Origin of the sequence: Bacillus cereus group sp. N21 (assembly GCF_016483395.1) — a bacterium.
GTDB lineage: Bacteria > Bacillota > Bacilli > Bacillales > Bacillaceae_G > Bacillus_A > Bacillus_A pseudomycoides.
Map to the genome: position 1 here is coordinate 40,800 of NZ_JAEHBX010000035.1, position 12,846 is coordinate 53,645.

The following is a 12,846-nucleotide window of genomic DNA, read 5'->3' on the forward strand; positions in this document are numbered from 1 at the left end:
ATAACCTCTATTAAACTGAAGATTCAGATAATTAAAAGAAAGCAGAAAAGCTTTCACTCCTGTGAAAGCTTTTCTAAGTGTTTTGCAATTTGTATATACATATTGGAGTAAGTAGAATGGACATCACTGCTCGGACTAGCATTTGATGAAAAGTGTACAATCACCATATTTGCTTTTGGATCGATATAGAGGCATTGTCCGTAACTTCCTAACACTTCAAAAGCGCCCTGTTCGTTATGAGGAATCCACCATTGATTATGATAAGAAATAGGTGCACCTGGCCCGATTGCTAATTCGCCTTCTTGTACGCTCTTTACACTTTCCGAAATAGAGGAAGGGAGAACTTGCATGTCATGATAGCGACCGTTATGTAAAATCAATTGCCCAAATCTGGCCATATCTCTTGCAGTGGCGTTTAAACCAGCGCTTGCCTGTTCAACTCCTGTTTCATCCGTAACATAATACGCATTTTCTTCCATACCTATTTTGGACCAAATTCGTTCACTTACATTTTCGGCTAATGATTTATCGGTCACTGTCCGTATAATCCAGCCGAGTGTTTCAGATGAGCCGTTATTATAAGAAAATGCAGTTCCAGGTGATGCTGTTTCTTTTGCTTCTCGTAACATATCATAAATTTTCGTTGGGCCATCATAGTTTTTAGCACGAGGAAGAATATTACTAGCTAAATATAACTGTGCATCTTGATTTTCTAATCCCGGTTGTATATACCCATGTGTCGGGTATTCAGCAGAAACCTGCATGTCCATTAATTGTTGAATTGTTGCTTTCCCGAAAGGTGTATTTCGTAATTCTTTGACATATGTTTCAGCGGTCTTGTGTACATTGATGAGTCCTTCTTCGGTTAATGATTGTACAAGTGCACCAGTAAATACTTTTGCTAAAGAGGCCATTCCATGCGGCCTATTTTGTTTATATCCATTGAAATAATGCTCGTAAACAAGTTTTCCGTTATGTACAATGACAAATGCATCTGTTTTATTCTCATCTAATAGTTTTTTTAAAGGAATATTGCCTCCATTTTCCTTTTTAACAGAAAAATCATCTAAGTTTTGTAATGCAGTAGGGAATGGGGATACTTGCATAGGATTATTTTTCACTTCGCTCGTTAACGCTAATTCTTTCATATGTGTGTATGACCAACGTAAGTAGGGGTCTTGTAACCAATTTTCTTTTGTCACGTTCTCTTTAGAAGGAGAGACTTTGTTTTGTTTGAAAAATGCAAATCCAAGCCCAGTTACTATAAATAGTAGTGTAAGTATGAGCAATAAAAGGGGAGATTTTTTAAAGTTCATCTATGTACCTCCTTGTTATTTCTACAGTAAGTATACGCTCGTTTTCTTAGAAATACAAAATAAGGAAAGTAAACAGAGGAGTTTACTTTCCTTATTAACATTAAGCTGATAATTTTCTGTCTGTATGTTGCTTTTTGAACTTTTGTTTTCTGCCATGTAGACCATAATAAATAAGTAATGTGAATGCAACGATAATGGCTGCTATGAAGTACATATTATGATAACTTGTTTGTGCAGCTACTATACCTAATATGAAAGAACCAAAACCAATACCGCTATCAAAGAATGAGAAATAAGTGGCTGTTGCTGAGCCGCGTCGATGGTTTGGAGCCGCGGAAATAGCAATGGTTTGGAAACTTGGAATTAATGTTCCGTAGCCTAAACCAATTAATACACCTGCACCAAGGAACCAAAATGACGTTTGTGCTTGGCTTAAGATGAACATTCCAATTGTAAAAATAATAATCGAAGGATAAACAAGTATATTTTCACCGAAACGATCAAATATTTTCCCTGTGAATGGACGAGAAAGTACAACAACGAGTGCGTACACAATAAAGAAGTAGCTTGCAACTTCTCCTAAACCAATTTCTTTTGCATAAATAGGAATAAAAGATAAAATGCCACTATAAGAAAATGCTAAAACAAATCCTGTTAGTGCAATTGGAACTGAAGAAGGTTCAATTAAATCTTTCCATTTCATTCGTTCACGTTTTTGTTTACTTACTGGCTTTTCATGTGGAATATTTACAAGTAAACCTAATAGAAATGCTAGTAATGAAAATACAGAACAAACGATAAATAGAATAGTAAATGAAAAGTGCGAAATAATCGTTAAACCTAAAAAAGGACCGATTACCATCGGCAGACTCATAAATACACCAAAATAGGCAAGTGCTTCACCGCGTCGATGGGGCGGTGCGACATCTGTGACAATCGTACCTGTTGCTGTAGTCGCCATTCCAAACCCAATCCCGTGAAGGAAGCGCAGGGCAAGTAATAAAAATAAACTTTGTGCACCGAAATACATCACGGTAGCTGCTAAAAATAACGAAAGTGAAATAAATAATATTTTCTTTCTCCCTAAATCGTCAAGCCACTTCCCGGTAAACGGACGGCATAGGACAGAAGAAATAAGGAATACTGTTGCGACTAAACCAATTTCTTCTGGTTTTCCTTTCAATCCGTCTATTACATAGACGGGCAGGGTGGTCATAAGCATGTAAAACGTTAAAAAGAGAAACAGACTACTAAAACAAGTTCCAAGGAAGTCCTTCGTCCAAAGTCTCTTACTTTGCATCGTCATCCCTCCAATTAATCATCTAAATTTTTAATAATAGCTTCTAGTACTTGAAATGCTCGCTGCAAGTCTTCTTCATTAATATCCTGCAACGTTTTTTCTTCAAAAGTATCAACTTCTTCTTGCCATACAGGAATCATTTCTAATGCTGTTTCTGATAAGGAAATGAGCTTTTCACGGCGATCTTTCCCCTCAGTTCGAATGATCCATCCCATCGTTTCCATACGTGTTAATGTACGAGTCATCGTTGGAGATTCAACGTTTAAGTATTGACATAGCTCAGTTTGTGTACAAGGCCCCGTTTGATTGATTCGGAAAATAACAGCCCATTGTGCACTAAATAAACCTGTTGGTGACACACGTTCATTAAATTTCTTAGTAAACTTTCGAGAAGTTTGACTGACAATGTGAAAAAAATGTTGTTTTTCGTCCATGTATTTAATCCTTTCAAATTAGTTACCTAGCTAACTATATACCTCTTTACCATAATTGTCTAGCAATAGATATGTTGTTTTATGTAAAAATTTTGTATAGTTTTCATATTGAGAACATACATTCTATATGGTATTCTAAAAATAAGTTTACAATTTTCTTTCTATTATAGTTGGATGGGGGAATGTGTGATGATTAAGCCTGCAACAATGGAATTTGTTTCGTTATCAAATGGAGAAACAATCGCATACCAAGAAGTTGGAAGGCGAAATAAAGAAATACTTATACTCATTCACGGGAATATGACATCTTCACAGCATTGGGATTTAGTCATTGAGAAATTACAAGATGAATATCATATTTATGCCATTGATTTAAGAGGCTTTGGGAAATCAACATACAATAAGCCAATAGATTCATTGCAAGACTTTGCAGATGATGTAAAGTTATTTATAGACGAGCTACAATTGAAGAAGTTTTCACTGATGGGCTGGTCAATGGGTGGTGGCGTCGCAATGGAGTTTACGGCTTGCCATACGGAGCTTGTAGAGAAACTCATTTTGGTAGAATCAGTCGGAATGAAAGGATATCCAATCTTTAAAAAGGATATTAATGGTCAGCCTATCGTATCCACGTTATTAAAAACAAAAGAAGAAATTGCACAAGATCCTGTTCAAATTACTCCTGTACTAGATGCCATTAAAAATATGAACAAGCTCTATTATCGAACGGTCTGGGACTTACTTATTTATACACATAACAAACCAGATCCAGAGCGCTATGAAAAATATTTAGATGATATGTTAACGCAGCGTAATTTTGTTGATGTAAACTATGCTTTAATTACATTTAATATTTCAGATGAACATAATGGAGTCGTTCCTGGAAATGGATATATCCACCGTCTGCAAGTTCCAACTCTTGTCGTACAAGGAGATCGTGATTATGTGGTCCCACAAGTGGTTGGAGAAGAATTAGCTAAACATCTTCCAAATGCAAAATTGGTTATATTAGAGGATTGTGGGCATTCGCCGTTTATTGACTGTTTAGATGAATTTACACAGTATGTTACAAATTGGTTGGGAAAATAATACATTCTCCAAAATGCAAATGTTACATATACTATAATATTTGTATCTAAAGGGGAATTTGCAATGAATATGTTAGCGCAAAGGATACATGAACCTTTTTTTATAGTTCACTCACCATATAGCAGTCATTCATATACAAAAGTATTTATTCATCCTACGTATATGCAAGTTTACGAACAGCCTTTTGCTCCACACTCGCAAGTACAATATATACCAAGTGTTGCTATGTATAATTTCTTTTATGGTCCTATCTTATATGGAAGCCCGTTTTTTAAACATTTTAATCATATTGTAAAAGCACAAATTTGGGATGGTTAAGAAGTTAGAAGAGTAATCTTTTAACTTCTTTTTTATGTTGATATTCACACACTCATTCTTGAAAAAAGTTTATCCCGCTATTTGCGGGCAGTAAGACCCCCACCTCAAAATTCAGCAAGAGCAAAGAAGTTAGGTGGGGGACGGGCTGCCGTAAAAGTCCGATTGATGAGGGCTAATAATCAGTGGGGATGAAAAAAAACCCCCACTGATTAAAGTTTCACTTTATAATGAAAATTGGTGAACATGTAAAGGGAGAGGGAACAGGATGTCAATACGATTTACATTTTGGATTATGGTTGGAATTGTTGCGATTTCTGGATTGTCACAAGGGATGCTTCTACCAGCTATCGCAATGATTTTTGAACAAGAAGGAATTCGTTCTAGTATTAATGGAATCCATGCAACTGCGTTATATATTGGAATATTATTTATTTCGCCATGGCTTGAAAAAACGATGCAGCGGTTTGGAATGAAGCCAATTATCGTAATCGGTGGATTTCTCGTTATCATTTCATTATTCTTTTTTACACAAACATTTTCATTCTGGATATGGTTTTTACTTCGCTTTCTAGTAGGAATAGGGGATCATATGTTACATGTTGGAACACAAACGTGGATTACAACGACATCTGATCCAAGTAAAATTGGAAGACAAGTATCTATATATGGAGTGTTTTTTGGTATCGGTTTTGCAGTAGGACCATACTTAGCGAGTACTGTTCAATATGGACTTGCAACTCCATTTATTGTATCGACGATTCTTTGCTTAATAGGGTGGTTGCTATTACTTCCAACTAAAAATGCTTTTCCAGCTCAAGATGAAACAGGGAAAGAAAATGAATCATCGCTTTCTCGTTATAAGCAAGTATTTGTACTTGCGTGGATTGCACTTATGGGACCTTTGGCATACGGTGCGTTAGAAGCAATGCTGAATAGTAATTTGCCAGTATATGCACTTCGAAAAGGTTGGTCTGTTTCTGATGTATCCTTCTTATTACCCGCATTTGCAATCGGGGGAATTATTACACAAATTCCACTTGGTATATTAAGTGATAAATATGGAAGAGATCGCATTTTAACGTGGACATTCAGCATCAGTACAGTAGTTTTCTTACTTGCTGCGGTGTTTGACGGGTATTATTGGATTGTATTTGGGTGCATGCTCTTAGCTGGAATGGTAATCGGTTCATGTTTCTCATTAGGACTTGGCTTTATGACGGATTTATTACCAAGACACTTACTGCCAGCAGGGAATATATTATCCGGAATTGCCTTTAGTATAGGAAGTATTATGGGACCTGTATTAGGAGGCGTATTTATAGAAAAAATACAGTATACAAGCTTTTTTATAGCAGTTATGATAATAATGGCAATTATTGCACTTCTATATATCACATATATGAAAAGTCAATTCGCATCAAGAAAAATAGAAAGTAGGTTAGGGCATGACAAAACAACCTAATAAGAAAAAATTTGAAGTACAAGAGAACGAAAGCATTACAGATTGTTTAGCACGTATGGAACGTGAAGGATATGCACCTTCTCGCCGTATGGAAGAGCCGATCTTTCATGAAGTGAAGAAAGATGGACAAACAGTTGTAGAACCGTGCGGGAGAAAAATTGTTTTTGAAGGGAAGTTGAAGTAAGGAGAGGCCTGATGGGAGGCCTCTCTTCTTTATTATCTTAACTGGAGTAATCAAGTATTTTATTTTAATAACTAGTGAAACGCCTACTATTTTTTGGTAAAATATCAATATGAAAAATATTCATTATACAAATAAAATTTTGAATAAGATAACAAGATGTAATGATGAATAATACTTAGAAGCTTTCGTTGTTTTCTTATAGGAAATAAAGGGGGAAGAAATATGGGAGAGAACATGATAGATTCCATCGGTAACTTTCTTCATATCGGGTATACGGATAGTGAAAGAAAGCGTGATAATTACGATAAATTGTATGAATATTTAAAGGATAAAGAAAATGAGTTAAAAAAGCTAATTCACGATGTTGAATCCGCAAAGACAGCTTATGAGGGAATGGGGCAAGAATTACCACAAGATAAAATACCAGCCCGTGAGTTTGTAGTAAAAAGACGAGAAAAGGATTCAGAACTATCAGAGTTAATACGTTATTTCAAAACAACATTAGATGATGTGGCAGCTGCGAAAAATAAAGCGTACCACAAATGGACGGAATATAAGGCAAAGGCAGATGCGGAAGATAAGGAAGCAGCTGAAGCATTAAAGAAATTTTTCGGAGGCTGAAATAATCGGTAAAGCAATGTAGAGATTAAGGAAATGAGGGAATAAGAATATGCATCGTCAAGAGATTGAGATTCATGGAAGTGAAGTATCAAGTGCCATTTCTTATGCAGAACAAATTGAAAAAGGTGTAAAAGATTCGCTCGAGCAGGTGAAAGCTTTACAAGCATATGTGACAGGAACTCGTTGGAGCGGGAAAACACGAGATGCCTTTTTATGTTATTTAGAATTGCTCATCCAGTACAATTCTGAAGTCGCAGATGCACTTGAAGGACAGACAAAGGCGCTTAAGGAGCTTGATAAGAACATTCATTCCTTTACAAATAGGGCTGAAGTAGAAAATATAAAAAGATTGAAATAGAGAGGAGGATAAAACAGATGGGAAAAGACGTGTGGAGCTTTACACCTGCTGAACTATACACATTAGCTGGTGCAGCTGGAGTTACGTACATATTTGGCTTACAAGAGCGTGAAATTCTTGCTTTAACTGATGAAGACTGCATAACGAAAGCAACAGCGAAATTGAAAGAGAAAGGGCTTGTTACAGAGAATAATGGGCTGACACCAGCGGCTTTTCAGTTGATTGAATTACTGAAGGCATATCAAGAAAGCCAAGAGTATACGCGAATTAATAATCTATTAATTGGATTTTTGCCACAAGATAAAGACAGAGTAGCTGTTTTAACAGAACGAAAACAAAATGAAGAATATGAAATTCATTACATAGCGAAGCGAGATGTCTATTTTTCATTATTAGAACGGATTCCATTTTTAATGCGAGAACCAAGAGAAATAGAAGATACCTTTTTTACAAAGAAGATGACAGAAAAAGAGCAGCAAACTTTTGAAGAAATGGATTTATCTGAAAAGGATTTACTAGCTATCGAAACAGTGTCTCGCCCGCGAAGTCGAAGAGCAGAAGATAGAGGGAAATGGGAATGCTTCTTGTACTTTACAGAGGGGAAAGATTTTATTCAAATAGAAGTAGAACGTAAGCGTTATGAATGGGCTAGTCTGTATGCGGTGAATAAGAAGTTATATGATGTTTTAAAAATGCCGTATAAAAAAATAAGTGATCCACGACAATTCTCGTTAGGAGGACGAAATTAATGCAAATACCAATGGAAGATGGCGGAGCAAGTAGCAGTTCAGAAATTGTATTGAATTATGATGAGATAGAAGACATTATAAGACGTCTTCAAAGCATATATAACATTTATTCAGGTGCTATAGCGACAAATGCGAAAAATCTAGAGAAGTGTCAATTCTATCTTGAAGGAGAAGCGATGCGAGTTATAGACGTGTATCCGAAAATATTAAATAAAATATTGGAACTAGCAGACCATTATAACCGAGCGGCATCCATTGTAGAGGTTGTTCGCCAAGAAATGCAAACACAGGATGAAGAATTACATAATAAATTACAACCTCAAGAATAACTACGGCTGATACGGGAATGGGGGATGGAAGAAACATGGATGTTAGTTATAAGCCGAAAGATTGGGTAGATATGAAAGATGGCTTGAACCAAATCACAAAAGATACATTCGTAAAATTAGATCAAGTGAATGGTCTTTTAAAAGATGTACAGGAAAGAATACATGCTCTTGATTCAGATGGAAGTATTTATTTTCATCATAAAGATCAGGCTGTTACAATTGCGAAATTACATGATGCTTATACCACTCTACAAAAATATTGTGATGACGCAGGAGGAGTCGTTTATGATCATATCGATAAACCATTTGTTGTAACAATGGATCAATTTGCACAAAAAATGAGAGACTTGTCCATTGAAAAATTTGAAACTACAAACAGAATTGGCTCTACAACAACAACTACAGTACCAGGTTCATATAGTTATGGTAGCACACCGCAAACGATCACAACAACAAAACCTAAAATAACGGTGGATGATATTTTCAAAGACTCACGTGCATTTGATAAAGTTCTTCATGCTGAATATGAAGAATGGAAAAGAAAAGATCCAAACATGAAGCTTGACTATGAAGAATACAGAAAACGTGTTCCTTCGACGCGAGGGTTTGAATACAGATCAATAGAGGATGAGCAAAAACAACTAGAGGCATGGCGTGACTTTGGATTAGGAGTTCTAACAGTCGGAGCAATGTTCATTTGTCCACCATTAGGGGTTGCAGCATCACTGGTATTTGGCGGGCTCCAAGTAAAAAGTGCCCATGACGGAGAAGACTGGGGAACACACCGGAAATTAAGTCAAGGAGAAAAAGTAGAAAGATATGTTTTTGGTGTCTTCGATATTGCGAGTGCTGGAGCAGCTATAAAAGGATTCAAAGCTTTTGGATCATTCGGGAAATTACAAGAGGAAGCAACGAGTTTTAATCCAAATCAAGGGAAAAATATGGTACAATCATGGCGAGACGGAAAAAATATTACGCTTGACCGCATGAGACTAGCAGGTCTAAAAGCAGAAAAATACGGAAATGAAAAAATGTATCAGCTTGGCGGAAAAATGGCCGAGGGTGCAGATTACGTAACAGCTACACTCAAAGGCGTTGAAGCAGCTGAAGACGGTACATTGATAGGGAAGCAAGCTGGCCCAGGGAAGGTTACCGAGTGGGTTAATACGCGCCATGCAGAGAGTACTAAGTTTATGGATGGTAAGATTCAGGGGATTGAGGCTTCGCTTGCTAAGGGAGCAGGTAAAACTGGCGTTGGAAAAACTGGTGAAGGTATACCTTTAGAGGAGGTAAAGCCAGAAGTACTTAAACAGATACACGCTGATGATAATGGATCCTATGGATATTTACCAAATGAAGGTACTGCATATCATAAATCAGAATACGATTTTACAAATGTTGAGTGGACAAAAGAAATGCAAAATGTAAGAAAGGATTATCTTGAAGCATCTAAACAATTAGAAAGTGATATAGAAAGAATGACAGCTGAAGGATTTTCTAAAGAAGATATAGCTAAACATGTTGTAGAAGCACGTAATCAGCAAAAAATTGCCGCAAGGGGAAATATGACTGCTGAGGAGAGAGCCGGTTTAGAGGAAAGAAATATTAAAAAATACGGTAATCCAATAGGACCAACAGCTGAAAGTATGTTTAATAAGATAAAAGATTCATACATTGATAAAGGAATTTATGAATCAGATGAACAAGTATGGAAAATTATAATTGAAAAATCAATGCAAAAAGATGATGTAATAAATACACTATTAGGATTAGTGCATTAGGAGGAGCTTATGATAATACTGAATAATTACTCTAAGACTGGCACATATATTATATTAGAACCTAGCGGATATTCAATAGTTGAAAAAAATAAAGTACAGTTAGTTAGACAAGGCGTGGGAGGATTTAGTGAAGATGGACAATTGATAGGTATTTATGTTGATTCAGATAAATTCTTTTTTATATATAATGAGAAGAAATATGAGGCAATTCCTGATGAGATAATCTGTATAAATGAGAGAACAGATGATGGGAAACGTAATTTTCAAGTTAAAATAACAGATAAGGTTGTATGTGATATTACATATAAACCATATATAAGCCCATTCGTTTTAACTTTTGGTGATGATGAGGATGAATTTGATTTTTTACTATACCTAAGTAATTTGATGTTAAGTAAAGATTCCATTTTAAGTTTTATTAAAGGAATGAATAGATTAAGACACTCTTAAGAAGTTTTAAAATCAGGAGCATAATTTTACTGAAAAACTATAAATTATTTGAATTCCTAAATTAAAATTTAAATAGAACATAACTACATTACAAAATAACGAAGATGGTTTGCTACATAATATCAATATTGAATTTGAGTCAATATCGTGGACACAAAAAAGTTAAATCTAAGCGATTTCTTTAACCCGATTTTTATTGCTTGAGGAGTTTTATAACGGATGTAAATATAGATTCGCTTACAGTTATAAAATCTCTCAATGTATTGCAATAATGCTAGAGTTGTTTGCTTAAACATAACATATTGTGTGCAGTGTAATTCTTTTTTTAGAATGGCATGAAACGACTTGATACAAGTGTTATTATACGGACACTTCCTCTTTGAAATCTATTGTAAGAAGTAAGAACTTCATGAAATTGCGTCCATATGACCATAAGAATATAAATGAACTTAAAGCACTTGATTGTCTACAATAGACGACGAGTGCTTTTTTGCGCTTTAGCATAGAAAAGATACATTAAAATTATATAAATGCATGAAGTGTTTTATAGATAATAATGGCTGTGTACAGTGTATGATGATAGTAGAGGGGAATTGTAAAAGAATCAAATTAATAATTAACCTTGCGTTATTAGAAAAAGATGAGATAGAGAAACTACTTTTAAACCAAGTACAATTATTGCAGGACAGCAAAAATATTACGCTTGACCACATGAGACTAGCAGGCCTAAAAGCAGAAAAATACGGAAATGAAAAAATGTATCAGCTTGGCCCAAAAATAGACGAGGGTGTAGATTATGTAACAGCTTCCTTCAAAGGCGTTGAAGCAGCTGGAGACGGTGCATTGATAGGGAAGCAAGGTGGCCCAGGGAAGGTTACCGAGTGGGTTAATACGCGCCATGCAGAGAGTACTAAGTTTATGGATGGTAAGATTCAGGGGATTGAGGATTCGCTTGCTACGAGAATAGGGAATGCTGGTTCAGGAGTTAGTAAGGAAATTGATGGAATTAAGGATACGGACGAAATTGCGCAACTTGATTTCAAGTCGTGGGAAGAAATGCCAGTAAGTGGACAGGTTAGAATAGCATCGAACGGACAAAGGCTTATGAATGTTTGTCAACTTAAAATATTCAAACGAGAAATGTCTGAAAATAATATAAAAGTTGTACTTGATAAAAAAGAAAACATTTTACCAAGTAGCGCTGCAGCAGGTTTTGATCCTCAAACAGGACAAATTGTTTTAAGGCGGAAGCCAACATATCTTAGTGCATTACATGAATCTTATCATGCGAAACAATGGAGAGAACTGGGAAAAGAAAACTATTTGAAACAATCAACACTTGAAAGAGAAGAGTATGTTTACAATGAAATTATGAGAAATAAAGATGGATTTTCTGAAGCAGAAATATTATTTTCTCAAAGATATATCCATAGATTAAGGTACGGAGTCTGGCCATCACAGGATTGGAAAGGCTTCACAGAATGAGAGGAAAGCTAATGAAAACTAAATTATCAACTGATCAGGTATTAAAAATAGCCCAAGATTATAAAGAAGAATACAAATTATCAGGCACAATCAATAATAGTTTGGAAAGAACCATTAAAGCATACGATTGGTTTGATGGTGTTAAGGGAATTGCATGGCTAGTTTTGGTTAGTATAGTTCCTACTGTATATGAAGCAGAGGATGAGTATACCATCATTATTTCGGATGAAAAAGAACAAGTTGAATATATTTTAGATGCTAATGGGCATTATTATGCTCCGCATTTAAAAGAGGATAGTGACATGACAGATGAGGAATTTGATGCAATTTGGGATGATGATGATATTTAATAAATAGGTTATTAGTATTTTATAAGTTTGGTGTCATTAATCCCTTTAAAAATGTTGAACGCTCTGCAGAGAAAACAATCTCTACGGGGCTTTTTATTTCCATTGCAACAAAAAGATTGGTTTTTGTATTGATTATGATAATGTACTGTGTGCGATTGTCATTGATGATGTGTCGATAAGTAATCAAAGAATATTACCCATATAGAATAACTAACAAGGTACATAAAACTGTAACGAGTTATGCGAATGAAGAGGGATAATAGAATGAAAATAAAGCTATTTCCATTTATGAATGATCCAGCAGGAAATTTAATCTGTTTTGATTATAAAAATCATGAAGACAAACCAATTGTTGTCTTTTGGGAACATGAAGATGCATGGGAAAAAGAAACGCTGATGGAAAGTGAAGGGATTACAGCGGAAGAAGCAGAGGAAGTAGCAAGAGAAAATGTATTTTATGTGGCAAGTAATTTCACTGAGTTTTTAAACAAATTACATGATTAATAGGTATCAAAAATAAAAGGGCTGTTCCATAAGTTGGTTTGGTCTTACCCCCGTCAAGTGGACAGCTGTAAAAAAAGACTATGCAGCCATCGAGATTCGATATTCAATCGGAGCTC

At 35.5% G+C, this 12,846-nt stretch carries 16 protein-coding genes and 1 pseudogene; 13 read left to right on the plus strand and 4 right to left on the minus strand.

Features of this window, described 5'->3' with window-relative positions:
- Window positions 1-53: 53 nt before the first annotated feature.
- From JDS96_RS18825 to JDS96_RS18835, 3 genes are all read right to left on the minus strand, one after another.
- Complete coding sequence (locus JDS96_RS18825; protein WP_199667675.1) at window positions 54-1,316, minus strand: serine hydrolase domain-containing protein; 1,263 nt, start codon at window positions 1,314-1,316, stop codon at window positions 54-56.
- Between the two features lie 100 nt (window positions 1,317-1,416).
- Window positions 1,417-2,616 carry an MFS transporter gene (locus tag JDS96_RS18830; RefSeq protein ID WP_199667676.1) on the minus strand — a complete coding sequence of 400 codons (1,200 nt, stop codon included), beginning with the start codon at window positions 2,614-2,616 and terminating at the stop codon, window positions 1,417-1,419.
- A 14-nt stretch (window positions 2,617-2,630) separates the two neighbouring features.
- Window positions 2,631-3,050 (minus strand): MarR family winged helix-turn-helix transcriptional regulator, encoded by a 420-nt coding sequence (locus JDS96_RS18835; protein WP_003202902.1) that lies wholly within the window; start codon window positions 3,048-3,050, stop codon window positions 2,631-2,633.
- Between the two features lie 174 nt (window positions 3,051-3,224).
- On the opposite strand from JDS96_RS18835, the gene phaZ reads away from it, so the two are divergent.
- From phaZ to JDS96_RS18885, 10 genes are all read left to right on the plus strand, one after another.
- The gene (gene phaZ, locus JDS96_RS18840) at window positions 3,225-4,139 is read left to right on the plus strand and encodes an intracellular short-chain-length polyhydroxyalkanoate depolymerase (RefSeq protein ID WP_199667687.1); all 915 of its coding nucleotides are present in this window, start codon (window positions 3,225-3,227) and stop codon (window positions 4,137-4,139) included.
- Between the two features lie 63 nt (window positions 4,140-4,202).
- On the plus strand, window positions 4,203-4,457 hold the full coding sequence (locus JDS96_RS18845; protein ID WP_199667677.1) for a hypothetical protein: 255 nt from the start codon (window positions 4,203-4,205) through the stop codon (window positions 4,455-4,457).
- A 265-nt stretch (window positions 4,458-4,722) separates the two neighbouring features.
- Window positions 4,723-5,919: an MFS transporter gene (locus JDS96_RS18850; RefSeq protein WP_199667678.1), complete on the plus strand. Its 1,197-nt coding sequence runs from the start codon at window positions 4,723-4,725 to the stop codon at window positions 5,917-5,919.
- Complete coding sequence (locus tag JDS96_RS18855; protein WP_018766317.1) at window positions 5,903-6,103, plus strand: NETI motif-containing protein; 201 nt, start codon at window positions 5,903-5,905, stop codon at window positions 6,101-6,103. Before JDS96_RS18850 ends, JDS96_RS18855 begins: the two co-directional genes overlap by 17 nt.
- A gap of 222 nt (window positions 6,104-6,325) precedes the next feature.
- Window positions 6,326-6,724, plus strand: a complete 399-nt coding sequence (locus tag JDS96_RS18860) for a hypothetical protein (protein ID WP_199667679.1) — start codon at window positions 6,326-6,328, stop codon at window positions 6,722-6,724.
- Between the two features lie 49 nt (window positions 6,725-6,773).
- Window positions 6,774-7,082, plus strand: coding sequence for a WXG100 family type VII secretion target (locus JDS96_RS18865; protein WP_199667680.1), 309 nt, complete (start codon window positions 6,774-6,776; stop codon window positions 7,080-7,082).
- Window positions 7,083-7,099: 17 nt separating this feature from the next.
- The gene (locus JDS96_RS18870) at window positions 7,100-7,831 is read left to right on the plus strand and encodes a DUF5081 family protein (RefSeq protein WP_199667681.1); all 732 of its coding nucleotides are present in this window, start codon (window positions 7,100-7,102) and stop codon (window positions 7,829-7,831) included.
- Complete coding sequence (locus JDS96_RS18875; RefSeq protein ID WP_199667682.1) at window positions 7,831-8,160, plus strand: MFS transporter; 330 nt, start codon at window positions 7,831-7,833, stop codon at window positions 8,158-8,160. Before JDS96_RS18870 ends, JDS96_RS18875 begins: the two co-directional genes overlap by 1 nt.
- A 35-nt stretch (window positions 8,161-8,195) precedes the next feature.
- Entirely contained in the window at window positions 8,196-9,941 is a 1,746-nt protein-coding gene (locus tag JDS96_RS18880) for a hypothetical protein (protein ID WP_242479936.1), read from the plus strand.
- A gap of 9 nt (window positions 9,942-9,950) precedes the next feature.
- On the plus strand, window positions 9,951-10,391 hold the full coding sequence (locus tag JDS96_RS18885) for a hypothetical protein (protein ID WP_041488667.1): 441 nt from the start codon (window positions 9,951-9,953) through the stop codon (window positions 10,389-10,391).
- Between the two features lie 122 nt (window positions 10,392-10,513).
- Here the strand turns inward: JDS96_RS18885 and JDS96_RS33285 are convergent.
- Window positions 10,514-10,774, minus strand: a pseudogene (locus tag JDS96_RS33285) (hypothetical protein); the annotation flags it as partial.
- Between the two features lie 190 nt (window positions 10,775-10,964).
- Here JDS96_RS33285 and JDS96_RS32200 point away from each other — a divergent pair.
- From JDS96_RS32200 to JDS96_RS18900, 3 genes are all read left to right on the plus strand, one after another.
- A complete protein-coding gene (locus JDS96_RS32200; protein WP_242479937.1) occupies window positions 10,965-11,876 on the plus strand; it encodes a zincin-like metallopeptidase toxin domain-containing protein in 912 nt (303 codons plus the stop codon).
- An 11-nt stretch (window positions 11,877-11,887) separates the two neighbouring features.
- Window positions 11,888-12,226, plus strand: coding sequence for a hypothetical protein (locus JDS96_RS18895; protein WP_199667684.1), 339 nt, complete (start codon window positions 11,888-11,890; stop codon window positions 12,224-12,226).
- 240 nt (window positions 12,227-12,466) lie between these two features.
- On the plus strand, window positions 12,467-12,730 hold the full coding sequence (locus tag JDS96_RS18900) for an SMI1/KNR4 family protein (protein ID WP_199667685.1): 264 nt from the start codon (window positions 12,467-12,469) through the stop codon (window positions 12,728-12,730).
- Window positions 12,731-12,846 lie beyond the last annotated feature (116 nt).